This is a genomic window from Sphingomonas sp. DMC8, from assembly GCF_056314185.1.
The window spans coordinates 288,078-311,198 of the sequence record NZ_JBQUYV010000002.1 but is presented as its reverse complement, the minus strand read 5'-3'; the positions used below and the strand labels follow the sequence as shown (position 1 = coordinate 311,198).

The following is a 23,121-nucleotide window of genomic DNA, read 5'->3' as shown; positions in this document are numbered from 1 at the left end:
ATTCACGATCGTTACGGGGTTATCCGTAACGCGCAGTAGCGGATGGGAACCCTCCGAACTGGCGACTCGGCGAGCCGCGCGGCACAATTTGGTTAACGGCCGGAAAGCTTTCCCTCCCTCGGCTTTCCGGCCGCCCCCTTCCCGATTTGTGCACGCGGGCACCGATCGTGACGGGTTGTACAAACGTTTGTGCTTCCCTGTCGGGCAGCATGGGTAAAGCGAGTTCGAGCCGATGAACGCCCTCTATCATGGCAGCGCGATTTGCGAAGTCGATGCGGAAGGTAAGGTACCGGTTCCCGACTTCGTCGCCGACGCGCTTCCCGCGGAAGCGGATGGTCTCGTCGTGGCCAAGCATGAGTCCGATCGTTGCCTTGTCGCCTATGGGCGCGGCCAGCTGAAACGCCTGCGGGCACGCGCCGAACGGCGGCGGCGGCTGGAAGAAAGCCGCGGTGATGATGCGCGCAATCACTATCGCCGGATGCGCCGCACCTTCGGCCTTTCCGACCGGCTGTCCTGTGATGCCGAAACGCTGCAAATTTCCCCCGCCATGCGCCATCTCGGCCGGATCGACGGGCTGGCGCTGTTCATCGGCACGGGCGACGGCTTCGAAATCTGGAATCCCGACATCGCGCTACAGAGCGAGGATGAGCAGTTCCGCAGCATCGCAGAATTCCGCCTGCGCACCCGCAGGCCTGTTCAACCGTCCCAAGGAGTATCGTAACATGACGCTGCTGTGCACCATGACCGGGCATGTCGCGGCGAGCGAGCATCGTCGCAATCAGGGCCTGGAATTCAGCCAGTGCCACCATTGCGGATGCGACCTGATCCGCACCGAACATGGCGACTGGACGCAGGTGCCGCGCGGCATGCGGGTGGTGTGGCGCGAAGCCTCGCGGTTCGGGGATTCGGCGGCAGTGGCCGATCGCATGCATCGCCTGTCGCGACCGCCGCGGCGGCGCGTGCCCCGCAACGGCCCTGCGACCAGCTATCGCGATCCGCGTGGCGGCTCGTTCGACGGCGCCACGGCGATGCTGTCGATGCTCGCCCATCTCGGCCGGCTGGTCAGCGGCGACGAGCGCGACGATGCCGCACCGCCGCCACAGCAGCAGCGCCCGATCCAGCTACCCGGCGCACTGCATTGAACGAAGGGGACTATCCCGAGTTGCGTCGATAAGAACCCATCGCTGCTCCGCAAACCGTCGCCCCGGCGAAAGCCGGGGTCCATTGGGACTTCGCTCTCGGCTCTTGCTGAGAACGAGAGGCGAATGGATCCCGGCTTCCGCCGGAGTGACGACGGAAAGCGGGATGAGTCCGGGCCGTTGCGCCTTGGGATTAGCGGCTGAACTTCGCCGCCAGTTCGATATGGGTCGACCAGCGGAACTGCCCCACCGGTTGCACCCAATCCAGCCGATAACCGCCCTTGCACAATGTCTCCGCATCGCGGGCGAAGGTGCTGGGATTGCACGACACATAGGCAATGTGCGGCACGGTGGATGCGGCCAGCGCCTCCACCTGCTCACGCGCACCGGCCCGCGGCGGATCGAGCACTACCGTGTCGAAATTTCCGAGTTCAGCCGATGTCACCGGGCGGCGAAACAAGTCGCGATGGTCGGCGAAGACCGTACGGCCCGCGCGTGCACCTGCCGCCTTCAGCGACAGGATCGCGTCGCGCGCCGCCTCGCCTGCATAGACGCGCGCGCCTTCCAGCGCGAAGGTGAAGGTGCCCAGTCCGGCAAACAAATCCGCCACGTTGCGGGCGCCCCCGACCACCTCGCGTACACAGGCGACCAGCGCCGCCTCTCCCTCTGGCGTCGCCTGCAGGAAGCTGCCGCTCGGCATCGGCACCGGCACGCCCCCCAGCGTGACTGTCACCGGCTCCGGTTCCCAACGCGCGGTGGGGCCGAAGCCTTCGTCGATCGCGAACCGCGCCAGCCGCTCTGCCTGGGCGAAGGCGGTGATCGCTTCCGCAGCGGCGAGGCCATCGGGATCGATGCCTTCGACCAGCACGTCACGGCCCTGATCGGTCTGGGCGAGGTGGACATTCACACGCCGCGCATCAGGCAGCAGCGTCATGAACAGCCGCCGCAGCGGGGCGAGCAGCGCGAACAGGTCCGGCGCCAGAATATGGCATTCAGTCAGGTCGATCAGCTTGTGGCTGCCCGCCTCGGTAAAGCCGATCCGCACCTGCTTGCCGCGCCGTTCGGCATGGAGCGTGGCCCGCCGGCGCGTGCGCGGGGCGGAGAGCAAAGGCGTACGAATCTCCGCCGACAAGCCCTGCGCCGCCAGCGCCGAGCCAACCCGATCGGTGATGAAGCGGCTCCAGGCCGCATCGTCGAGATGCTGGAGCTGGCAGCCACCGCATTGCGAGAAGTAGCGGCAGGGCGGCTGCTGGTGGTGGGGACCGGGCAGGACTTCGCCCGCCGCCGTCACGCGATCCCCCGGCGCCGTCAGCGGGAAATGCCGGCCGTCCGCTGTCACGCCATCGCCACGCGCGGCGACGCGCACCACTTCCACTTCGCTCACAGACATTCGGCAATCGCTTCCGGCAGTTGAGCGACGAGCTGATCGGCGAAAAACGCCGGCCCCGCAAGCTGCGCCGCGCGGCCATGCAGCCATGCCGCCGTCGCCGCCGCGGCAACCCCGCCGGCGCCGCCCGCCACCTGTGCGCCGAGCAGGCCCGCCAGCACATCGCCGGTGCCCGCCGTGGACAGCCAGGAGGACGCGCCCGACAGCACGCGGACCGTGCCATCCGGGCTGGCGATCACCGTGTCGGCGCCCTTGTGGACGACCGTGGCATTGGCGCGCCGCGCCGCCTCCAGCGTGCGATCGATCTTGCTGCCGTCGCCGGTGAACATCCGGTCGAACTCGCCGGCATGCGGGGTGATCCAGGTCGGTCCGGCGCGCCGCGCCAGCCAGTCGGGCGCTGTCGTGGCGAGCAGGCTCAGCGCGTCGCCGTCGAGCACCAGCGGCTTGTCCACCGCCATCGCCGCGCGCAGGAAGGTTTCCGCGCGCCGATCGCGGCCCAGTCCCGGCCCCAGCACCACGGCGTCGATCCGGTCCCAGCCCAGAAATTCGGTGAGATCCTCGACCGTGCCGATGCCGCGCCGCACCAGCGCATCCGGCCCGGGCCCGCCCACATCCGGCCCTGCGAGCACGACATAACCGGCGCCGCCCGCCATCGCCGCCCGCGCCGCCAGCCGCGCCGCCCCCGGCATCGCGCCTTCGACCACTGCGACAAGCCCGCGGCTATATTTGTGGCTTTGCGGCCCCGGCGCCGACAGCTTCGGCCGTGCGACGCTCTGCCACCGGCCGGTGACAGGGATGCCTATGTCCGCGAGCAGCACATGGCCGCACCGTGCCAGCCCCTCGTCGAGCAGGTGCGCGGGCTTGAGCGCGCCCAGCGCCACCGTCACGTCGATGCCGGAGGGGCAGCCGAGATCGGCGCCGGTGTCGGTATCGAGCCCCGAGGGAATATCGATCGCCACGCGAAACGCAGCCGCCCCGCACAACTCGCGGAAGATGGCACCCAGGCTGCGCTCCAGCGGGCGGGCAAGCCCGGTGCCGAACAGCCCGTCGACCAGCACCGGCCGCGCCTTGGCGGCATAGAGCGAGGTCGTCTCGCCGTCCCAGCGCGCGTGCATTTCCGCCGCAGCGCCGGCCTTGGGTGCGCCGGATGCAGCGACCAGCACGTCCAGCCCGGCCGCCTTCAGGTGTCGCGCGGCGACATAGGCATCGCCGCCATTATTGCCGGGCCCTGCGAGCACCAGCACCGGCCGCCCGGTGGCAAAGCGCACTACTTCGCGCGCCACGGCCGCGCCGGCCCGCTCCATCAATTCGGCCTGCGGCACCCCGCGCGCGAACACCGCCTCCTCGGCGGCGCGCATTGCGGCGGCGGTCAGGATGGGGGCGCCTGCGGGGATCATCGGCTCGCTACCGTGCGGATCGTCGCGGGCAGGCGATAGCGCATGTCGCCGATCGCCACTTCAATCTCATGGGGACCAACCGGCGTGACCTGCGCCGGTTCGGCGCCGTCGGCCGCGACCACGCCGCGCCCGTCCTGCGTCACCAGCAGCCGGCGGAACCCGCCGTCGGGGTGGCGCAGCGTCAGGAACAGCCCGTCCTGCGAATAGACCCGGTCGATGGCGCAGACGAAGGCGAATTGCGTGGCACCGGCGGCGGCGCAGGCGATCTTGCCCTCCGCCCGTGCCATCGCCTCGGCATTGGCCCGTTTGCGGGCCTCGGCGACCTTGTCGGTCACCTGGGCGCCGCAACCGGCCAGCAACAGGAGCAAACCTGCGCTAGATGTCCGCGTACACATGGGTTTCGGCGCTGGCTCCGGGGTGCGTCACCGCGCCCTTATACGCCGGGCCGACATTCTGGGAATAGCGCCACAGCGCCCCCGCCTGATAGTCGTTGGTCCGCGGCTGCCACCGCGCGCGGCGCTCGGCGAGCACCGCCGCCGGCACGTCGAGGTCGATGGTACCGGCCTCGGCGTCGATGCGGATCGTGTCGCCATTTTCGACCAGCGCGATCGGGCCGCCCTCGGCTGCCTCGGGCCCGACATGGCCGATGCAGAAGCCGCGCGTCGCGCCCGAGAAGCGGCCATCGGTGATCAGCGCCACCTTCTCGCCCATGCCCAGGCCATAGAGCGCGGCGGTGGTCGACAGCATCTCGCGCATGCCCGGGCCGCCTTTCGGCCCTTCATAGCGGATGATGATGACTTCGCCTTCGTTGATCTGGCGGTGCTCGACCGCCTGGAACGCATCCTCTTCGCAATCGAACACGCGGGCCGGCCCTTCGAACTGGAGCCGCTTCATTCCCGCTACCTTCACGATCGCACCCTCGGGCGCCAGCGTGCCGCGCAAGCCCACCACGCCGCCGGTCGGCGACAGCGGCGTCTTCACGTCGTAGATCACCTTCTGGTCGGGGTTCCAGGTGACCTGGTCGATATTCTCGCCCAGCGTCTTGCCGGTCACGGTCATGCAGCTGCCGTCGAGCAGGCCGTTCGCCAGCATCGTCTTCATCAGCATATAAACGCCGCCGGCCTCGTGCATGTCCTTGGCGACATAGCGGCCGCCCGGCTTGAGGTCGGCGATATAAGGGGTCGACTTGAACGCCTCGGCCACGTCGTGCAGGTCGAATTCGATCCCCGCCTCATTGGCCATCGCCGGCAGGTGCAGCGCCGCGTTGGTCGAGCCGCCGGTCGCCGCCACCACGCGCGCGGCGTTGATGAAGGCGGCGCGCGTCGCGATGTCGCGTGGGCGAATGTTCCTTTCAAGCAGGTCCATCACCTGCACACCCGCCGCAATCGCAATTTCCTCGCGGCTCTTGTACGGCGCGGGCACCATGTTGCTGTTCGGCAGCGAAAGGCCCATCGCCTCGCCGACGCACGCCATGGTGTTGGCGGTGAACTGGCCGCCGCACGCGCCGTGGCCGGGGCACGCAACCTTTTCGAGCGCGGTCAGATCCTTGAGCGGGCAGTTGCCGGCGGCGAACTTGCCCACCGCCTCGAACACGTCGACCACGGTGACGTCGCGGTTCTCATAGCGGCCCGGCAGGATCGAACCGCCATAGACGAAGATCGACGGGATATTGAGGCGCAGCATCGCCATCATCATGCCCGGCAGCGACTTGTCGCAGCCCGCGAACGCGACCAGCGCGTCATAGCAATGGCCGCGCACGCTGAGTTCGACGGAATCGGCAATCACTTCGCGGCTGACCAGCGAGGATTTCATCCCCTGATGGCCCATGGCGATGCCGTCGGTGACGGTGATGGTGTTGAACCGGCGCGGCATGCCGCCGCCGGCGATCACGCCCTGGCGGGCGGCATCGGCCTGGAAATCGAGAGTGGTGTTGCACGGTGCGCTGTCATTGCCGGCGCTGGCCAGCGCGACGAACGGCTTGGCGATATCCTCTTCGGGAATCCCCATGGCGTAATAATAGCTGCGGTGCGGCGCGCGCTCGGGCCCCACGGAGACGTGGCGGCTGGGGAGCTTCGACTTGTCGAATCGGTTGGTCATGGCGCGCAAGCCTATGTCGCGGGAACACCCTTTCGCGCAAGACTATTGCGCAAGAAATTTGCGAGGTCGGCGAGAATTTCGGCCCAGCGGGCAACGCCCCCGGCGTCGCGGATCAGATCGTTGCGGATTTCGATGGCAATCGACGGGATGCCCTGCCCCTCGGCATGGCGGTTGAGCGTCGCATTGAGCAGCCGCCCCGAATAGGGCTCGTTATCGCCGGTCACGAGGCCCCGCCCCCGCAGCCAGTCGATCGCCGGGCGTGCCGCGCGGGTATCGCGGTTATAGAGCACGCCCACCTCCCACGGCCGCGGTGTCCCGCCATGTTCGAGGCACGGCGTGAAGCTGTGGATCGACAGGATCAGCGCCGGCCGCTGGCGCCGCACCTGATCGCGGAGTAGCCGGTGATAGGGCGCGTGGAAGCGGACGATGCGGCCCGCGCGATCCACCGGCGCATTGCCGGGAATGAGGTGCCCGTCGCTGCGGTGGGGGATCAGGCCGCTATGGTCCGGCTCGCGGTGCAGGTCGATCACCAGCCGCGACACGGTGGCGAGGATCGCCGGCGCGTCGAGCCGCGCCGCCAGCGCGCGGGTGACATCGGCCGCGCCGATGTCGATGGCGATGTGCAGATCGAGCAGCGCCGGATCGATGCCCAGGTCGATACCGTCGGGCACGGCGTTCGAAGCATGGTCGCACAGCAGCAGCAGATCCTGCGCGCCGCCGCCCAGTTGTTCGGCGACACTCATGCGAAGCTCGCCGGCCGTCGGGCGCGGAATGCGGCAAGGCCCTCTGCCAGTTCGTCGCCGCCAAAGGCCGCTTCAAATTCGGCATCGAGCGCGGCGGTTGGCGCATGGATCGCCCGCTTGAGTTGCCGGATCGCCTGCGGGGCATTGGCGGCGATGACCTGCGCGCGCTCGGTCGCCGCCGCCAGCGCGTCCGCTGCGCGATGTTCGACCAGACCGATCCGTTCGGCGCGATCGGCATCGATCCGCTCGCCGCTGAACAGCAAGGCTGCGGCATGGCCCGCACCGACCCGAGCGACCAGCCGGGCGACATCGCCGCGCGGATAGCCGAGCCCCAGCTTTGCGGGCGTGACCGCGAACTGGGCGCCCTCGCCCGCAATCCGCAGGTCCGCCGCCAGCACCAGCGCCACGGCCGCGCCGAAACAGCCTCCATCAATCGCCGCGATCACCGGCATCGGCAGCGCAGCGATGGCCTCGATCCCGGCCTGCATCGCCAGGCGAAAGCGAGTCCGCATCGCCGGCTCCGCCTGCAACCGGGCGAACTCACCGATATCGGCGCCCGCAGAGAAAATGCCGGGAACGGCAGAGGCGATCAGCACCACGCGCGCCGCTGCAACCTGTCCGGCAGCCGCGGCAAGTCGGTCCCACCCGGCAATCGATATGGCATTGCGGGCATCGGCGCGCGCAAAGGCAATCGTGGCGACCGGGCCATCCCATCGGACATCAAACATGTCGAAGCTCTGCCCGATCGCGGGCGCCGAGTCACGGCATGGCGCGCGGGCGAGCCGTTTCCGACGCGCCCGCGAGCCACCGGCGAACGATGCTGGCCGGGCATGATCCGCTAGGGTCGGGCATAACGGCCTGCGGTCAAGTATCGCTTAGCAGAGAGGGTAAAGGTCAGCGCAACAGCGTCGCCGCTACCCACCAGCCGGGCCGGGCGACGGCGGCCGCAGCGGCATCCCGCGCGGCGGCACTGTCGAACAGCGCAAAGCAGGTGGCACCCGAACCGGACATGCGCGCCAGCACCACCCCGGGCTGGGCCGCGAGCGCAGACAGAACATCGTCGATCGCCGGCGCAAGCGCACGCGCCGGTGGCTCCAGGTCGTTGCGGCCAGAAAGCGCCACCGCGAGCAGATCGCCCGATCCGATCGGTCCACGATCCACCCCGTCCCATGCGCGGAAAACCTGTGCCGTGGACACCGCAACGCCGGGGTTCACGAGCAGCACGGGCATGCCCGAAAGCCCTTCCACGGCCTGCAATGCCTCACCCCGCCCCGATCCGAACGCCGTGCGCCCCAGCAGACATGCCGGCACATCCGACCCGAGCCCGTCAGCAATGGCGAAAAGGCGCGGATCGTCGCGCGGCACGTCGTGCAACCCGGCCAGCGCCCTGAGCGTGGCCGCCGCATCTGCCGATCCGCCGCCAATGCCAGAGGCGACCGGCAGATGCTTTTCGAGTTCGATCGCGTGGGCGCCCCCGCCAAATGCCTCGCGGAACCGCAGCGCGGCGCGCGTGACCAGATTGTCGCCCTCCCCCGCCAACGCCGACGCGAAGGGGCCGGTCAGCGCGAAACTGTCTTCTGCCGCCGGCGTCAGCCGCACCCGGTCACCATGGTCGACAAAGGCGAACAGCGTCTCCAGCGCGTGATAGCCGTCGGCCCGGCGATGGCGCACGTGCAGCGCCAGGTTGAGCTTGGCGGGGGCGAATTCGGCAATGGTCATGCCACCGCCCCTAGCGCGTTCAGGAGGTGCCCGTCAGCCCCTCTGCCAGCTTGCGTGCAATCCGGCCGGCCGCATCGGGGTCCGCATAGATTGCCGCCGCGCGCCAGGCATAGCGCGCCTCGTACCGGCGGCCGACCTGCCAATAGGCGTCGCCCAGATGCTCGTTCGCCACCGATCCGCCGGGATCGCCCTGCACCGCCTTTTCGAGCAGCGGCACCGCCCGCATCACCTCGCCCTGCTGGAAATAGGCCCAGCCCAAAGCGTCGGCGACACCGGCATCGTCAGGCTTCAGCAGGCGGGCGCGTTCGAGGAGGCGGATCGCCTCGGCCTTGTCGTCCGCGTGATCGAACAGCGCGACGCCCAGATAGCGCAACGGCTCCACCTGATCCGGCGCGAGCTGAACGGCGCGATCCAGTTCGGTTCGTGCCGCCGGCCACTGGCCGGCACGGTCCAGCGCCATGCCGCGCTGGAAATGGAGTTGCCAATCTTCCGCACCGCCATCCGCGATGGCGCTGGCATAGAGTTTGGCGGCGGCCTCGAACTGACGGGTCTGGAGGAGCAGGTCGCCGTAATTCTGCAGGTCGCTGCGGGTTGCGCCCGGCCCCTCTGCAAGCACGCGCGCCGCCGCAACCGCTGCGTCGATCTGCCCGGCATCGGTGAGCACACCCAGCCGCGCAGCAGCAGCACGCCGGCCATAGGGGCTATCCGGCGCAATCGCGTCCAGCGTGGCCAGCGCAAGGCTGGTCGCGCCTTCGCGATCGAGCGCACGCGCCAGGTACAACCGCGCCCGGTCCTCCTGCGGATCGAGCAGCAGCACGGCCCGCGACAGCGAGATCGACAGGTCGGGAAGCTGGTCGTTCGCGAGGTCCGCCGCCAGCATCAGCAGCAGCCGCGAGACGCCATAGCGGGCATCGGCGCGGCGCGGCGCACCCAGCGACTGCCCGATCGCCACCAGTTCCGGCGATCCGCGCCGCAACAGCGCCTGACCGCGCGCACCGCCCAGCAGTCGGGCGATGTCGATGCGTGCATCTTCGTTCGAGGAATCGGCCAGCGCCTCCGGCAGCAGCGCCAGAATCGCGTCGTCGCTGCGGCCGGCGGCAATGGCGAGCAGCACACGCTGCCGGGCGATATAGTGGCGGGACAGCGCGCTGCCCTTTTCACCGTCGAGCAGCGCCAGTCCCTTCTCGCCACGATCCTGTGCCAGCCATGCCGCGAGCACCGGTGTGATGAAGTCGAACGGCCCCTTGTGCAGGCGCGCAAGGGCAGCCTGCGCGCCGGCTGCGTCGCCCGCCTGCATCGCGGCAGTAAAGGCGATCAGCGCGGCGTCGGGCGGTGCCGTGCCCGATTTCTCCAGCACGGCGGCAGCGCGACCGGCAAGGCCGTAATCGCCGGCAACCAGCGCCTCGCGATAGGCCCTGAGCGCGACCACCTCGTCGCCCGGCGCCGCTGCCAGCGCCCGGGCATAACCCTGAACCGCCTGGGCGGAAGCGCCCTCCGCATCGGCGGCACGAGCGCGGACATAATCGCCCAGATCGGCCTGCGCCGCTGCCGGGGCTGCCAGCAGCAGCGCTGCGGCGAGACTACATGTTCGGATAATTGGGACCACCGCCGCCTTCCGGTACCACCCAGTTGATGTTCTGGGTGGGATCCTTGATGTCGCAGGTCTTGCAATGCACGCAATTCTGCGCGTTGATCTGGAACCGCAGATCATCGCCTTCCCCTACGACCTCATACACACCGGCCGGACAGTAACGCTGCGCAGGCTCTGCGTACATCGGCAGATTATAGTCAATCGGAATATCCGGGTCTTTCAGCGTCAGATGGACCGGCTGGTCCTCCTCGTGATTGGTGTTCGAGATGAACACGGAGGAGAGGCGATCGAAGGTAAGCACGCCGTCGGGCTTGGGATAGTCGATCTTGGGTGCCTGATCGGCGCGCAGCAGCTGCTCGTTGTCGCGGTGCAGCTTCAGCGTGAACGGCCAGCGGATGCCGAGATGCTCGCTCCACATCGCTGCGCCCGCGAGCAGCGTGCCCCAGGTGTCGCCGAACTTCTTCACCAGCGGCACCACGTTCCGAACGCCGCGCAGTTCCTTGTACACCCAGCTGGCTTCATAGGCTTCCGGATAGGCGGCGAGTTCGTCGCTGCTCCGGCCTGCCTGGATCGCCGCGAACGCCGCCTCGGCCGCCATCATCCCGCTCTTCATCGCGGTGTGGGTGCCCTTGATGCGCGGCACGTTGAGGAAACCGGCCGAATCGCCGATCAGCGCCAGACCCGGCGCGACCAGCTTAGGCACAGCCTGCCAGCCGCCGTCGGAGATGGCGCGGGCGCCGTAGGATACGCGCTTGCCGCCCTCCAGGATGGCGGCGATCTCCGGATGCGTCTTCCAGCGCTGCATTTCCTGGAACGGCGACAGCCACGGATTGCGATAGCCCAGCCACACGACGAAGCCGAGCGCGACCTGCCCATCTGCCTGATGATAGAGGAAGCCGCCCCCGTTCGCGCCGTCGGTCAGCGGCCAGCCCTGGGTATGGATCACCCGGCCCGGCACATGCTTGGCGGGGTCGATGTCCCACAATTCCTTGATGCCGATGCCATAGACCTGCGGCTGGCTGTCGCGATCCAGCTCGAACTGGCGGATCATTTGCTTCGACAAATGGCCGCGGCAGCCTTCGGACAGGAAGGTGTATTTGGCGTGGATTTCCAGCCCCGGCTGGTAATCGGGCTTGTGCGTGCCGTCCTTCGCCACGCCCATATCGCCGGTGGCGACGCCCTTCACGCTGCCGTCTTCGTTGAACAGCACTTCGGCGGCGGCAAAGCCGGGGAAAATCTCGACGCCCAGTTCGGCCGCCTTCTCGGCCATCCAGCGGCACAGATTGCCGAGGCTGCCGGTATAGGTGCCCTTGTTGTGCAGATAGGGCGGCGTGAGGAATTCAGGGTAAGCCGACTTGCCCTTCTCGCTCAGCACCCAGTGGTGGTTTTCCGTCACCGGCGTGCGCGCCAGCGGGCAGCCATCGTCGCGCCAGTTCGGCAGCAACTCGTCGAGCGACTTCGGATCGATCACCGCGCCGGACAGGATATGCGCGCCGACCTCGGAACCCTTTTCCAGCACGCAAACCGACAGTTCGGCACCCGCCTCGTTCGCCATCTGCTTCAGCCGGATCGCCGCGGAAAGGCCGGCAGGCCCCGCGCCGACGATCACGACGTCATAGGGCATCGACTCCCGTTCGCTCATTGTCAGTCCCCTAAGTCTATCGCCACACCCTCGCAGCCGCCTGTCGTCGCGCGAAGGAAACGTTCTGTCTTTCCCGCGATGAAGCCAGATTGACCCCGCCGTCAACCGGGATTCAAAGGATGGGTATGGGGGTCGAACCAGACAATAGCTGGCATCGCGCGCTCGCCGGTGCGTTGCAATGGTGGGACGAAGCCGGCGTGGACATGCTGGTGGAAGACACCGTGCGCGACTGGCTGGCGCGCCCTGCGCCGCTTCGCGCACCCGAGCCGGCCCAGCCTGCCGTAGCGACCCCGACGCCCGACGCCCTGCCCCAAACACTGGAGGCGCTGTTCGCCTGGCGCACCGGCGCGGCTGCCCCGGAGGCAGCCTGGATGGCGCCGAGCATTCCACCTGTGATCGTGCCGGGCGCCAAATGGGTGGTGATGACCGACATGCCGGAAGCCGAGGATCGCGACACGCTGCTCGGCGGCGCGGCCGGCCGGCTGCTCGACCGGATGCTCGTGGCGATCGGCCTGGCGCGCGAGTCGGTGCAGTTGCTGCCGCTCGCCTTCGCCCGCCCCGTCACCGGCCGCATCGCCCCCGAACAGGAAGCGCCGCTCGCCGATCTGGCACGCCACGCGCTGACGCTGGTGGCGCCCGAACGCCTGCTATTGCTCGGCCAAGCGGCCAGTCGTGCGGTTCTCGGGGCAGAAAGCTGGCCGCCGGCAAATAGTTTACACGTCGTTAACGATTTCGCGGCCAAAACAGCCGTGGTGGCGACATACCATCCGCGCTGGTTGCTGGAGCGACCCGCTGCGAAGAGCGAAACCTGGAAACATCTGTTGTTGCTGAGCCGGGGAACGAACCTGTGACGTTGCGTATCCTGCTTGCCGCCTCGCTGGTGGCGCTTCCGATTGCGGCCCATGCCGATAATCACGCGCCCGCAACCGGCGCAGCGAGCGACGACGATACCGGCGCCGCCGGTCGCCGCGAGGATGACGGCATTCCGCCGCAGCTCGATGCCGGGCAGAAGGCCGATTACCAGTTCGTCTTCGCCGCGATCCGCGCCGGCCGCTGGTCGGACGCGCAGATCAAGCTCGATTCGATGAAGCCCGGGCCGCTCCACGCGATCGCCCGCGCTGAGCTGTACACCGCCAAGGGCTCGCCCCGCGTCGAAGCCGGACAACTCGTCGCGCTGCTCAACGAAGCCCCCGAACTGCCGCAGGCCGAACAGCTCGCGCGACTGGCGCGGGCGCGCGGCATTACCGATCTGCCCCAGCTTCCGGCCGCCCAGCGGCTGGTGTGGTTCGATTCGGCGCCGATCCGCCGCCGCACCCGCTCGATCCGCAGCGACAACGCCGCGACCGAAGTCGCCATCGTCATCCAGCCTTATGTGAAAAGCGACAACGGCCCCGCCGCCGAGGCGGTGGTCGATCGCTTCGCCGCCGATCTGACGCACGAGGCGCTGACCGAATGGCAGCAGAAGGTCGCCTGGATCTATTACACCGCTGGCGACGACCTGAACGCCCGGCGCATGGCCGCCAAGGCGCAGCAGGGCACCGGCGACTGGGTTGCCGCCGCCGACTGGACCGAAGGCCTGGCCGACTGGCGCCAGCAGGATTGCAACAACGCCGCCGCCGCCTTCGACCGCGTCGCCACCCGCGCCGGCGATACCGAGCTTCGCTCCGCCGGTCTCTACTGGAGCGCCCGCGCCGAAATGGCGTGCGGCCGTCCCGACAAGGTCGCGCCGAAGCTGCGCGCCGCCAGCCAATATGGCGAGACCTTCTACGGCCTGCTCGCCCGCACCTCGCTCGGCATCGAGGAAAAGCCGCTGAAGGGCGACCGGCTGGTCAATGACGACTGGAAGCTGCTCGAGCGCCGGCCCAATGTCCGCATCGCGGCGGCGCTTTCCGAAATCGGCGAGGATTCGCTGGCCGATCAGGTGCTCCGCCATCAGGCGAAGTTCTGCAATCCGGGCGAGCACGCCGCGCTGACGCGCCTTGCCGCACAACTCAGCCTGCCCCAGGCCGAATTGTGGCTCGCCCATAACGGACCGCAGGGCGCCAGCCCGATCGTCGCGGCCCGCTATCCGGCGCCGAAATGGACGCCCGCCGGCGGCTGGCGCGTCGACAAGGCGCTGGTCTTTGCCCACACGCTGCAGGAATCGAACTTCCGCACCGAAGTCCGCAGCGCCGCCGGTGCGATGGGGCTGATGCAGGTGAAGACGAGCGCCGCCATCGATGTCGGCCGGCGCCACGGCGTGGCCTATGCCGTGTCCGACCTGACCAAGCCGTCGGTCAATATGGAGATCGGCCAGTCCTATCTGGAGCAGCTGCGCGACATGCCGCTGACCCAGGGGCTGCTGCCCAAGGTGATCGCTGCCTATAATGCCGGGCCCAGCCCGGTCGACCAATGGAACCAGGTCTCGCGCGACGGCGGCGACCCTCTGCTTTATATCGAGAGCATCCCCTATTGGGAGACGCGCGGCTATGTGATGACGGTCCTGCGCAACTACTGGATGTACGAGCTGCACGAGGGCCGCAAATCCGCCAGCCGCACGGCGCTGGTCGGCGGCATGTGGCCGCGCTTCCCCGGCATGCCGGGCGCGGCCGCGGTCAAGATCGCCACGCGCCGCGCTCCCGCGCTCGTTTTCCCGCCGGTGCAACAGTCGCCGCTGATCCAGCCGGCGCCGCAGGCGGGCACGGCAAGCACCGCCGTGACGCTGAGCGCCGCGACGATGCCGCTGGGGATTTCGCGTGGAAATCGATGAGAGCATTGCCTTTCGCCCGGTTCGCATTGCCGTTCTGACCGTCTCCGACACGCGGACGCTGGCCGAGGATCGCTCCGGCGACCGGTTGGTAGAGCGCCTGACCGGCGCCGGCCATCTCCTCACCGACCGCATGGTGGTGCGCGACGATGTCGACGCGATCGTCGCGCAGCTCGAAACCTGGATCGCCGCCCCCGGCGTCGAAGTTGTCCTCACCACCGGCGGCACCGGCGTCACCGGCCGCGACGTCACGCCCGAGGCATTGGCGCGGGTGTGGGACAAGGAAATCCCCGGTTTTGGCGAGCTGTTCCGCTGGCTCAGCTACGCGAAGATCGGCACCTCGACCATCCAGTCCCGCGCCGCGGCCGGTGTGGCCCGCGGTACCTATATCTTCGCACTGCCGGGTTCGACCGGCGCCGTTACCGACGCGTGGGACGGCATTCTCGCGAGCCAGCTCGACATCCGCCACAAGCCTTGCAACTTCGTCGAACTGATGGGGCGTTTGCAGGAACGCTGAGCCGCCCCTGCCCCTGCGCAAGCTGGGCAACGGCAGATCGAAGGCCACTCGTCACGCCTCCATCACCCACGCCGCCAGTTCGTGCCCCTGCGGGTCGCGGAAGTGAAAGCGACGCCCGCCGGGAAAAGAGAAGATCGGTACTGTCACCACGCCGCCGGCCGCCTCCACTGCGGCCAATGTCGCTTCCAGATTCTCCACCGCGATCACCGGCAGCAACAAGGTGCGCCCCTGCGCATCGCCGTCGAGCCCGACATCGGTGTCGCCCGAAGTCGTTGCCGCATAGCCCGGTCCGAAATCGGTGAAATGCCAGCCAAAGGCTTTGGAATAGAAGGCCTTGAGCGCCGGCACATTGCCCACCGGCAGTTCCAGATAATTCAGCCGCGCCATCACTCCCTCCATCAATGTTCTTGCTATGTTCTATCGCACGCACTAGCTTTGCGCAATGGCAAAGAGTCGCCCCGTGCGCGGCGCCACGCACAATGCGGAGAGCAGCCGTTTCAACCTTCCCGCGCGGGAGGCGGATGGCGATTGGCTCGACGCGCAGGACGTGATCGACGGCGCGCCGCCGCCGCTGCGCACCACCGTCACGGTCGAGACGCCACGGACGATCATCACCCGCAACCAGTCGCCCGACATCGGCTTTCAGCAATCGGTGAACCCCTATCGGGGCTGCGAGCATGGCTGCATCTATTGCTTCGCGCGGCCCAGCCACGCCTATCTCGATCTGTCGCCCGGGCTGGACTTTGAAAGCCGGCTGTTCGCCAAGCCCGATGCCCCCGCCCTGCTCCGCGCCGAACTCGGCAAACGCGGCTATGTCTGCCAGCCGCTGGCATTCGGCACCAATACCGATCCCTATCAGCCGATCGAGGCGAAATGGCGGATCATGCGGGGCTGCCTGGAGGTGCTTGCAGAATGTCACCATCCGGTGATGATTACCACCAAGTCGAACCGCGTTACGCGCGACCTCGATCTGCTCGCGCCGATGGCGGCGCAGGGGCTGGCGGTGGTGATGCTGTCGGTCACGTCGCTCGACCCGCGCATCGCGATGACGGTGGAGCCCCGCGCGCCCTATCCCGAACGCAGGCTCGCGGCAATCCACAGCCTGACCCAGGCGGGGATACCGGTATTCGTCTCCGTCTCGCCGGTCATCCCGCACGTCACCGATCACGAGCTGGAACATATCCTCGAACGCGCGGCGGAAGCCGGTGCGCGGGGCGCCTTCTTCCTGCCGGTGCGGCTGCCCTGGGAAGTCGCGCCGCTGTTTCGCGACTGGCTCGATACCCATTTTCCCGAACGCGCAGGCAAGGTGATGGCAACGATCCAGTCGATCCGCGGCGGGCGAGACAATGATCCGGGCTTCTTCAGCCGGATGCGCGGCCAGGGCCCGTGGGCGGATCTGCTCCGCACGCGCTTCACCCGCGCAGTAAAACGCTATGGCCTTGAAGGCGAACGCATTCGCCTGCGCACGGACCTGTTCCGTCCGCCGGCCGGAGCGCAGGGGGAACTGTTTTGAGCGGCAGGCTGGCCTGGAAATGCGAAAGCCCGGCCGCCTCGCCTGTTCGGCGGCGGCGCGAACGCGCAGGCGAGGGTCGCGCGCGCACGCGAGTCACCCTAAACTTCCTAAACTTCGCACTGTGCGTGAACGCGAAAAACCCGCCGCTGCCGGCGGCAGCAGAGCGCGTGCGGCCCCCGTTATCGCAGCAGCGCCAGCGGTACCGCCGCCGCCATCGCGGCATAGCCAGCCACCGACGGATGCAGGCCATCGCCGCTGTCATAGTCCTTACGCAACCGCGCCGGGTCGGCAGGGTCGCGCATCGCTGCGTCGAAATCCACCACCGCATCGAAATGCCCCGGCGTTCGGATCCAGCGGTTCACAGCCTGTCGATCCGCCTCATTCTGCGCATCGGGATGATAATAGCCCGATCCGCCATAGGGCATGATCGTCGCGCCGATCACGCGAATGCCATGGGCATGGGCACGGGCGATCATCTGGCGATAGGCGCCGATCATCTGCTCGACCAGCGCGCGGTGGGCCTCCGGCGTCGCCGGTGCCTCGCGGGTGAGCGTGCCAAGATCGTTCACCCCTTCCAGCACCAGCACATGGCTGACGCCCGGCTGGCTCAGCACGTCGCGGTCGAACCGCGCCAGCGCATTGGGGCCCAGCCCGTCGTTGAGCAGCCGGTTCCCGCCAATGCCCGCATTCAGCACTGCCACATTGCCCAGGCCGGGGGCGCGGCGCAGCCGCTGCTGCAGCGCATCGGTCCAGCGCAGGTTGGTGTTGGGCTTCACGCCATAGCCATCGGTGATCGAATCGCCGAACGCCACGATGGCGCGCGCGCGGGGCGCCACGGCTTCGATTCCCGCGATCTGAAACCAGTGGTCGGCAGTCTTGGCCCCGCTCAGGTCCGCATCGGCGAGATGATTGCCATGGACGAGATAGGAGGTGGCGCGCGATCCCGGATGGCCGGTCTGCTGCGCGGGGGGCTGCGCGAAGTAAAGCGACACCGCCACGTCGGCGCCGGCAGGCAGTGCGAGCGACACCGGATCGCTCCAATATTCGGCGCCGGCCGGAATGGTGACGGCAGCAGCGCCGCCGAACTGCAGGCTGCGGGCACTGTTGGCCTCGATCCGCGCGCCGGCCGCATCGCTCGCGCGGGCGATACCGGCACCATCGATCCGCAGCGGCGCATTGCCGAAGCAATTGGAGATGCGCACCCGCAGGCGCGTAGTCGGCAGTTGCACGCGGACGATCTGGCGCAGAGTTGCATCGGTAAGGTCCGCCGTCGCAAGCGCGTTCTGCCCGTCAACGGCCAGTTGCGACGTCGACCATATGGCCACCCAGCGTTCGCCCGGCGCAGCCTGCGCGGTGGCGGCAAACAACAGCGCCAGCAGCGCCCAGCGCAACGTCCGCACCATCGTTCCTCTCCCTTTGCTTATGGTATCGTTACCATAGCCATTCATGGCCTTGCGGCAAGGAGAACTGGCGATGTGGATACAGTGTACCATTGCAATAGGGCAGCTGGCACCATAAGCATCGCCAGTCTTCAAGAGGAACCCTGATGCGCGCCATTCTCTTCGCTTCCAGCGCCCTGCTCATTCCTGCCGCGGCGCTGGCCCAGACGCCGCCGCAGCCCACCGGCAAGCTGCCCGACGCGGCGACACCGGTTGCCTATCGGCTCGACTTCACGATCGTGCCGGAACAGGATCGGTTCAGCGGCCATACCGAAATCGATGTCGATCTGAAGCAGGCGGCGAGCGCGGTGTGGATGCACGGCCGCGGGCTGCATGTCAGCAAGGCGGTGGCGCGTGTCGGCGGCCAGCAGTTTGACGTGACGTTCACGCAAAAGAGCCCGACCGGCCTCGCGCAGGTGGATTTCGGCAAGACGGTCCCTGCGGGCCGCGTGACGCTGGCATTCGATTATGATGCGCCTTTCGGCCAGAGCACCCAGGGCATGTATCACCTGAACATCGCCGGTGCCTGGTATAGCTGGACGCAGTTCGAATCGATCGATGCGCGCGCCGCATTCCCGGGCTTCGACCAGCCGGGCTACAAGACGCCCTTCACGGTCTCGATCACCACCAAGCCCGGCTTCACCACCGTCAGCAACGCGCCGGAAACCGCCGTCACCAAGATCGGTGATCTGGAAAAGCACCAGTTCGCCCCCACCAAGCCGCTGCCGACCTATCTGGTCGCGCTGGTCACCGGTCCGTTCGCGACCGCCAGCACGACGGTCCCCGCCACGCCGCAGCGCGCCGAACCGCTGCCGCTGCGTGTCGTCGGCACCCAGCCCAATGCCGGCCAGCTCGCCTTTGCCCGCGACGAATCGGGCAAGATCGTATCGCTGCTCGAAAACTATTTCGGCCAGTCCTTCCCCTTCCCGAAGCTCGACCAGATTGGCTCGCCGATCATGCCGGGCGCGATGGAAAATGCCGGTGCCGATATTTATGGCGACGGCATCCTGTTCCTTGACGAAAAGGCCGCGTCGGAGCGCAAGCGGACCTTCGGCATGGTCGTCGCGCACGAGCTGGCGCACCAGTGGTTCGGCGACCTCGTCACCCCCGCCTGGTGGGACGACATCTGGCTGAACGAAAGCTTCGCCAACTGGATGGGCTATCGCATCGGCAATGAATGGCGGCCGGGCCTGCAGATCGAAGTCGATGCGATCGAGGAAGGCTTTCAGGCGATGGGCATCGACGCACTCGTCGCCGGTCGGCCGATCCACCAGCCGATCCTGAACGATGGCGATGTCGATGCCGCCTTCGACCAGATCACCTATGGCAAGGGCGGTCAGGTCGTGGCGATGATCGCCGCCTATATGGGCGACACCAAGTTCCGCGACGGCGTGCGCCTGCACATGAAGCGGCACGCCTATGGCAATGCCAGCACCGATCAGTTCTTCGCCTCGCTGGCCGATGCGGCGCACGATCCGCGCGTGCTCGCCTCGCTCAAGAGCTTCGTCGACCAGCAGGGCGTGCCGCTGGTGACGCTGCATCATGAAGGCGACAAGCTGGTCGCCACCCAGTCGCGCTACAGCTTCTTCGGCACCAATGCTCCGGCCGAGCAATGGCTGGTGCCGCTATGCCTGCGCCGCGGCGAAACCAAGAGCTGCACGCTGGTCGACAAGCCCAGCATGACGGTGGAAGCCAAAGGCAACGGCGCGATCATGCCGAACGCCGGCGGCTGGGGCTATTATCGCTTCGAGCTCGATCCCGCCGACTGGGATGCGCTGATCGCCGCAGGCCCCAGCCTGCCCGCGGGCGAAGCGCTGGCGCTCGACGACAGCGTCTGGGCCAGCTTCTATGCCGGCCGCAGCAGCATCGCCCGCCCGCTGGCGCTGGCGCGGGCAATGGCGAAGCACCCCTCGACCAAGATCATCTTCGATAATGCCAAGCGGCTGCGCGGCCTCGAGGGCCGCGGCCTGATCAGCGCAGCGGCGCTGCCCGCCTATCGCAAGCTGATCGTCGACCTGTACGGCCCGATGCTCGCCAAGCTCGGCTTCGACCCCAGCAACAACGCCTATGCGTCGGAAACCGCCGATCAGCGCGACCTGCGCGACGAGCTTGTGGAGCTGCTGGCGGTCACCGGGCACGACACTGCGCTGCGGACCAAGCTGACCGCCGCGCTCGACGCGCATCTCGCCGGCGACGCCAAGGCGATGGACTCGAACTATGCGTCGCTCGCCGCCCAGATCGCCGTAAACGAGCGCGGCGCACCTTTCGCGCAGCAACTGCTCGACAAGGCCTTGAGCAGCCACAATCCTGCGGCGATCGGTGCGACCTTGCAGGGCATCGGCGAATCGAACAATCCGGACGTGGCCCGCTGGTTCCTCAACGACTATAAGGATCCGCGGCTCGACTTCCGCACGCGCATGTTCACCGTTGCCACGCTGTTCCGGTCGCCCGCCACGCGCGATGTGGCGAGCGACTTCATGATCACGAACTTCGATCAGTTCGTGCAGGCCGGCGGCGGCGGCGGCGTATTTTCGGGCCGCGCGGCGCAGATGTTCGGCGCGCTCTGCTCGAATGCGCAGGCCGATGCCGTCGACGCGAAGCTGCGTCCGGCCACCAAGGGCAGCACGCTGAGCCTGGATCGCGCGGTGGAAACGATCCGCACCTGCGCGCGCTTCCACGACGCAAAGGCAGGCGAAGTCAGCGCGGGGCTGATCGGCGCCAAGTAACCGGGGTGCGCGGCGGCCGGTCCTTCCCGGCCGCCGCGCCCTTAACCGAAGCGGAAACCGCTGACGGCCCAACCCATCACATGGTCGCGATAGTCGCAGATGGCGGGCCCATCGCCGCCCGCGCCCAGCGCGACCATCAGCGGCAGCAGATGCTCCTCACGCGGATGCGCGAACTCGGCATAGGGCAGGCTGCGCCAGTCGGCGATCCGGGCCGCTCGACGCACCGGGTCGGGGTCGGTAGCGGCATCGACCAGCGCGGCGTCCCAGACATCGGCATAGGGCGTAACCTGCGGCCCACGCGCCCGCAGATTGTGGAAGCTCATGCCCGATCCGACGATCAGCACCCCCTCGTCGCGCAGCGGTGCCAGCGCCCGGCCGATCGCGATATGGGCCTCCGGATCGAGATCGCTGCGCAGCGACAATTGCGCCAGCGGGATGTCGGTACCCGGCACCGCGACCATCATCGGAATGAAGACGCCATGGTCCCAGCCGCGCTCGTGCTCCTGCGCCGTGGCGAAGCCGGCAGCGTCGAGCAGCGCCTGGGCCCGCAGCGCCACCTCGGGCGCACCCGGCGCATCCCAGCACAGGTGATAGGTATGGTCGGGAAAGCCATAATAATCGAACAGCAGCGGCTGACCGGTGCCGACATGCACCGTCACCTCCCGCGCCTCCCAATGGCCGGATACCAGCAGGATCGCGCGCGGCCGCTCGGGCAGAGCGTCGATCAGCCCGGCCAGATAGGCTTGCATCGGCCGCCACATCGGATCGGGCGGACCGCCCTGCGGATCCATGAAGAAGCAGGGGCCGCCGCCATGCGGAATGAACAATGCCGGTATCGTCATGGCGGAGATGTCGCGCCGGCAAGCGCCGTGCGCAATGGCGGTTTCGGAAACATGCCGTTTCCCGCTAGGATCGGGGCATGACTCGTTTCACCGTCAACAACCAGCCGGTGCATTACCGCATGGACCCGCAGACGCCGTTGCTATGGGCGCTGCGCGATGCCTCCAACCTGACCGGCACCAAATATGGCTGCGGCACCGGCGATTGCGGTGCCTGCACGGTCGATGTCGACGGCAGTGCGCGGCTTGCCTGCCAGGAACGGATCGGCGCGCTGGAAGGCACCTTCGTCACGACGATCGAGGGCCTTTCGCACGACCGCAGCCACCCCGTGCAACAGGCGCTGCTCGCCGCGAACATCGTCCAGTGCGGCTATTGCATTCCGGGCATGGTGATGGCCGCCGCCATATTGATCCGCGACAATCGTAATCCTTCGGAACAAGACGTGAAGGATGCGATTCCGAATATCTGCCGATGCGGCATTTATCCGCGACTTGTTGCTGCAGTGCAGGACGCCGCACGCATCGCCCGCGGTGATGCGCCGCTGCCCGATACAGCGCCGGAGGAAGATAAGGACAAGGACGACAACGCCACGTGATTCTTTCAATTGGCTGTCGATGGAGTTCAGCACAGACTCACGCGCGTTCGACTAGACCCGTTTTACTGGCGGGGCATTATGCCGGCGCGAACGGAGAGTTGAGACAATGAAGAGGATGCTCCTGGCGGCACTGGCCGCAGCGACAGCACTGGTCCCCGCCGCAATGGCACAGGACCGGGATCATGGCGGCGAACGCGACCATGGCGGCTGGTCCCGCCCGGCTCCGCCGCAGCGTCCATGGAATGGCCCGGGCGCTGGCGCGCCCGCGCCCCAGCAGCCGCAGGGCTGGAATCGCCCTGCCCCTCCCCAGATGCCCAATCGCGGCTGGGGGCAGGATCGCTCCCAATCGCCGACACCGCCGCCCCAGTTGGGGGTGCAGCCGGAGCAGTGGCGCGGCGGCCGCGACTGGAATCGGGGCCCGCGCCCCGGCTGGGGTCAGGACCGCCCGCAGCCGCCGCAGGCACAGCCGGGTGCGCGGCCCGAGCAATGGGGCGGTGGCAACTGGAATCGGGGGCCCCGTCCCGATGGTGGCCTGCGCCCCGATGGCGGCCCGCGCCCGGACTGGCGCCGCGACTGGGGCCGCGATCGCGACTGGAATCGCGACCATGGCTGGGACCGTGGCGGCGACCGCTGGGGCAACAACGGGCGCTGGGACAATGGCTGGCGCAGTGACCGCCGCTATGACTGGCGGGCCTATCGCGACTATAACCGCAGCCTGTACCGCCTGCCGCGCTATTACCCGCCCTATGGCTGGGGCTATGGCTATCGCCGCTTCTCAATCGGCGTGCGGCTGAACACGGTGCTGTTCAGCTCCAGCTACTGGATCAGCGATCCCTATTCGTACCGCCTGCCCGAGGTGTGGGGGCCGTATCGCTGGGTCCGCTATTATGACGACGCGCTGCTCGTCGACATCGAAACAGGCCAGGTGGTCGACGTGATCTACGGCATTTTCTGGTAAGAGACGGAGGAAGGCCGGTGCTGCGGCACCGGCCTTATCCGTACAACGCCGTCTTGCAATCGGCCTTCGCCT

The 23,121-nt window shown here is 67.9% G+C and carries 21 protein-coding genes; 9 read left to right on the top strand and 12 right to left on the bottom strand.

The window, feature by feature from the left end; genetic code table 11:
- Positions 1–232 precede the first annotated feature (232 nt).
- Positions 233–721 (top strand): hypothetical protein, encoded by a 489-nt coding sequence (locus ACT53K_RS05470; RefSeq protein ID WP_476227545.1) that lies wholly within the window; start codon positions 233–235, stop codon positions 719–721.
- A gap of 1 nt (position 722) precedes the next feature.
- The gene (locus tag ACT53K_RS05465) at positions 723–1,142 is read left to right on the top strand and encodes a hypothetical protein (RefSeq protein ID WP_476227544.1); all 420 of its coding nucleotides are present in this window, start codon (positions 723–725) and stop codon (positions 1,140–1,142) included.
- Between the two features lie 190 nt (positions 1,143–1,332).
- Here ACT53K_RS05465 and ACT53K_RS05460 read toward each other — a convergent pair whose 3' ends face one another.
- From ACT53K_RS05460 to ACT53K_RS05420, 9 genes are all read right to left on the bottom strand, one after another.
- Complete coding sequence (locus tag ACT53K_RS05460; protein ID WP_476227977.1) at positions 1,333–2,523, bottom strand: class I SAM-dependent RNA methyltransferase; 1,191 nt, start codon at positions 2,521–2,523, stop codon at positions 1,333–1,335.
- A complete protein-coding gene (locus ACT53K_RS05455; RefSeq protein WP_476227543.1) occupies positions 2,520–3,923 on the bottom strand; it encodes an NAD(P)H-hydrate dehydratase in 1,404 nt (467 codons plus the stop codon). Before ACT53K_RS05455 ends, ACT53K_RS05460 begins: the two co-directional genes overlap by 4 nt.
- Positions 3,920–4,291 carry a hypothetical protein gene (locus tag ACT53K_RS05450; protein WP_476227542.1) on the bottom strand — a complete coding sequence of 124 codons (372 nt, stop codon included), beginning with the start codon at positions 4,289–4,291 and terminating at the stop codon, positions 3,920–3,922. Before ACT53K_RS05450 ends, ACT53K_RS05455 begins: the two co-directional genes overlap by 4 nt.
- 7 nt (positions 4,292–4,298) lie before the next feature.
- Positions 4,299–6,020: a dihydroxy-acid dehydratase gene (gene ilvD / locus ACT53K_RS05445; protein ID WP_476227541.1), complete on the bottom strand. Its 1,722-nt coding sequence runs from the start codon at positions 6,018–6,020 to the stop codon at positions 4,299–4,301.
- Between the two features lie 11 nt (positions 6,021–6,031).
- Complete coding sequence (locus ACT53K_RS05440; RefSeq protein WP_476227540.1) at positions 6,032–6,763, bottom strand: N-formylglutamate amidohydrolase; 732 nt, start codon at positions 6,761–6,763, stop codon at positions 6,032–6,034.
- Positions 6,760–7,491 (bottom strand): enoyl-CoA hydratase/isomerase family protein, encoded by a 732-nt coding sequence (locus ACT53K_RS05435; RefSeq protein ID WP_476227539.1) that lies wholly within the window; start codon positions 7,489–7,491, stop codon positions 6,760–6,762. Before ACT53K_RS05435 ends, ACT53K_RS05440 begins: the two co-directional genes overlap by 4 nt.
- 166 nt (positions 7,492–7,657) lie before the next feature.
- Positions 7,658–8,482, bottom strand: a complete 825-nt coding sequence (locus tag ACT53K_RS05430; protein WP_476227538.1) for a 4-(cytidine 5'-diphospho)-2-C-methyl-D-erythritol kinase — start codon at positions 8,480–8,482, stop codon at positions 7,658–7,660.
- 19 nt (positions 8,483–8,501) lie between these two features.
- Positions 8,502–10,088: a tetratricopeptide repeat protein gene (locus tag ACT53K_RS05425; protein WP_476227537.1), complete on the bottom strand. Its 1,587-nt coding sequence runs from the start codon at positions 10,086–10,088 to the stop codon at positions 8,502–8,504.
- Positions 10,063–11,715: an electron transfer flavoprotein-ubiquinone oxidoreductase gene (locus ACT53K_RS05420; protein WP_476227536.1), complete on the bottom strand. Its 1,653-nt coding sequence runs from the start codon at positions 11,713–11,715 to the stop codon at positions 10,063–10,065. The genes ACT53K_RS05425 and ACT53K_RS05420 overlap by 26 nt, the downstream gene beginning before the upstream one ends.
- Before the next feature lie 125 nt (positions 11,716–11,840).
- Here ACT53K_RS05420 and ACT53K_RS05415 point away from each other — a divergent pair, with 125 nt between their 5' ends.
- Genes ACT53K_RS05415 through moaB form a run of 3 tightly spaced genes read left to right on the top strand, consistent with a single transcriptional unit; the run spans position 11,841 to position 14,978 of the window.
- The gene (locus tag ACT53K_RS05415) at positions 11,841–12,566 is read left to right on the top strand and encodes a uracil-DNA glycosylase family protein (RefSeq protein WP_476227535.1); all 726 of its coding nucleotides are present in this window, start codon (positions 11,841–11,843) and stop codon (positions 12,564–12,566) included.
- A complete protein-coding gene (locus ACT53K_RS05410) occupies positions 12,563–14,464 on the top strand; it encodes a lytic transglycosylase domain-containing protein (RefSeq protein ID WP_476227534.1) in 1,902 nt (633 codons plus the stop codon). The genes ACT53K_RS05415 and ACT53K_RS05410 overlap by 4 nt, the downstream gene beginning before the upstream one ends.
- The gene (gene moaB, locus ACT53K_RS05405) at positions 14,451–14,978 is read left to right on the top strand and encodes a molybdenum cofactor biosynthesis protein B (protein WP_476227533.1); all 528 of its coding nucleotides are present in this window, start codon (positions 14,451–14,453) and stop codon (positions 14,976–14,978) included. The genes ACT53K_RS05410 and moaB overlap by 14 nt, the downstream gene beginning before the upstream one ends.
- 51 nt (positions 14,979–15,029) lie before the next feature.
- On the opposite strand, the gene ACT53K_RS05400 is transcribed toward moaB, so the two are convergent.
- Positions 15,030–15,365, bottom strand: coding sequence for a VOC family protein (locus ACT53K_RS05400; RefSeq protein ID WP_476227532.1), 336 nt, complete (start codon positions 15,363–15,365; stop codon positions 15,030–15,032).
- A 55-nt stretch (positions 15,366–15,420) separates the two neighbouring features.
- On the opposite strand from ACT53K_RS05400, the gene ACT53K_RS05395 reads away from it, so the two are divergent.
- Complete coding sequence (locus tag ACT53K_RS05395) at positions 15,421–16,491, top strand: PA0069 family radical SAM protein (RefSeq protein WP_476227531.1); 1,071 nt, start codon at positions 15,421–15,423, stop codon at positions 16,489–16,491.
- 179 nt (positions 16,492–16,670) lie between these two features.
- Here ACT53K_RS05395 and ACT53K_RS05390 read toward each other — a convergent pair whose 3' ends face one another.
- Complete coding sequence (locus ACT53K_RS05390) at positions 16,671–17,894, bottom strand: SGNH/GDSL hydrolase family protein (RefSeq protein ID WP_476227530.1); 1,224 nt, start codon at positions 17,892–17,894, stop codon at positions 16,671–16,673.
- A 143-nt stretch (positions 17,895–18,037) separates the two neighbouring features.
- On the opposite strand from ACT53K_RS05390, the gene ACT53K_RS05385 reads away from it, so the two are divergent.
- Positions 18,038–20,656: a M1 family metallopeptidase gene (locus ACT53K_RS05385; RefSeq protein WP_476227529.1), complete on the top strand. Its 2,619-nt coding sequence runs from the start codon at positions 18,038–18,040 to the stop codon at positions 20,654–20,656.
- A gap of 41 nt (positions 20,657–20,697) precedes the next feature.
- On the opposite strand, the gene ACT53K_RS05380 is transcribed toward ACT53K_RS05385, so the two are convergent.
- Positions 20,698–21,498, bottom strand: coding sequence for a DODA-type extradiol aromatic ring-opening family dioxygenase (locus ACT53K_RS05380; RefSeq protein WP_476227528.1), 801 nt, complete (start codon positions 21,496–21,498; stop codon positions 20,698–20,700).
- Positions 21,499–21,575: 77 nt separating this feature from the next.
- Here ACT53K_RS05380 and ACT53K_RS05375 point away from each other — a divergent pair, with 77 nt between their 5' ends.
- Both ACT53K_RS05375 and ACT53K_RS05370 read left to right on the top strand, forming a co-directional pair.
- A complete protein-coding gene (locus ACT53K_RS05375; protein WP_476227527.1) occupies positions 21,576–22,091 on the top strand; it encodes a (2Fe-2S)-binding protein in 516 nt (171 codons plus the stop codon).
- Positions 22,092–22,197: 106 nt separating this feature from the next.
- A complete protein-coding gene (locus ACT53K_RS05370) occupies positions 22,198–23,049 on the top strand; it encodes an RcnB family protein (RefSeq protein WP_476227526.1) in 852 nt (283 codons plus the stop codon).
- Positions 23,050–23,121 lie beyond the last annotated feature (72 nt).

Excerpts from the sequence above, each read along its gene's own strand:
- ACT53K_RS05470 (WP_476227545.1), top strand. The coding sequence starts at position 233 with ATGAACGCCCTCTATCATGGCAGCGCGATTTGCGAAGTCGATGCGGAA.
- ACT53K_RS05465 (WP_476227544.1), top strand. The coding sequence starts at position 723 with ATGACGCTGCTGTGCACCATGACCGGGCATGTCGCGGCGAGCGAGCAT.
- ACT53K_RS05455 (WP_476227543.1), bottom strand. The coding sequence starts at position 3,923 with ATGATCCCCGCAGGCGCCCCCATCCTGACCGCCGCCGCAATGCGCGCC.
- ilvD (WP_476227541.1), bottom strand. The coding sequence starts at position 6,020 with ATGACCAACCGATTCGACAAGTCGAAGCTCCCCAGCCGCCACGTCTCC.
- ACT53K_RS05440 (WP_476227540.1), bottom strand. The coding sequence starts at position 6,763 with ATGAGTGTCGCCGAACAACTGGGCGGCGGCGCGCAGGATCTGCTGCTG.
- ACT53K_RS05435 (WP_476227539.1), bottom strand. The coding sequence starts at position 7,491 with ATGTTTGATGTCCGATGGGATGGCCCGGTCGCCACGATTGCCTTTGCG.
- ACT53K_RS05430 (WP_476227538.1), bottom strand. The coding sequence starts at position 8,482 with ATGACCATTGCCGAATTCGCCCCCGCCAAGCTCAACCTGGCGCTGCAC.
- ACT53K_RS05420 (WP_476227536.1), bottom strand. The coding sequence starts at position 11,715 with ATGAGCGAACGGGAGTCGATGCCCTATGACGTCGTGATCGTCGGCGCG.
- ACT53K_RS05415 (WP_476227535.1), top strand. The coding sequence starts at position 11,841 with ATGGGGGTCGAACCAGACAATAGCTGGCATCGCGCGCTCGCCGGTGCG.
- ACT53K_RS05400 (WP_476227532.1), bottom strand. The coding sequence starts at position 15,365 with ATGGCGCGGCTGAATTATCTGGAACTGCCGGTGGGCAATGTGCCGGCG.
- ACT53K_RS05395 (WP_476227531.1), top strand. The coding sequence starts at position 15,421 with ATGGCAAAGAGTCGCCCCGTGCGCGGCGCCACGCACAATGCGGAGAGC.
- ACT53K_RS05390 (WP_476227530.1), bottom strand. The coding sequence starts at position 17,894 with ATGGTGCGGACGTTGCGCTGGGCGCTGCTGGCGCTGTTGTTTGCCGCC.
- ACT53K_RS05385 (WP_476227529.1), top strand. The coding sequence starts at position 18,038 with ATGCGCGCCATTCTCTTCGCTTCCAGCGCCCTGCTCATTCCTGCCGCG.
- ACT53K_RS05380 (WP_476227528.1), bottom strand. The coding sequence starts at position 21,498 with ATGACGATACCGGCATTGTTCATTCCGCATGGCGGCGGCCCCTGCTTC.
- ACT53K_RS05375 (WP_476227527.1), top strand. The coding sequence starts at position 21,576 with ATGACTCGTTTCACCGTCAACAACCAGCCGGTGCATTACCGCATGGAC.
- ACT53K_RS05370 (WP_476227526.1), top strand. The coding sequence starts at position 22,198 with ATGAAGAGGATGCTCCTGGCGGCACTGGCCGCAGCGACAGCACTGGTC.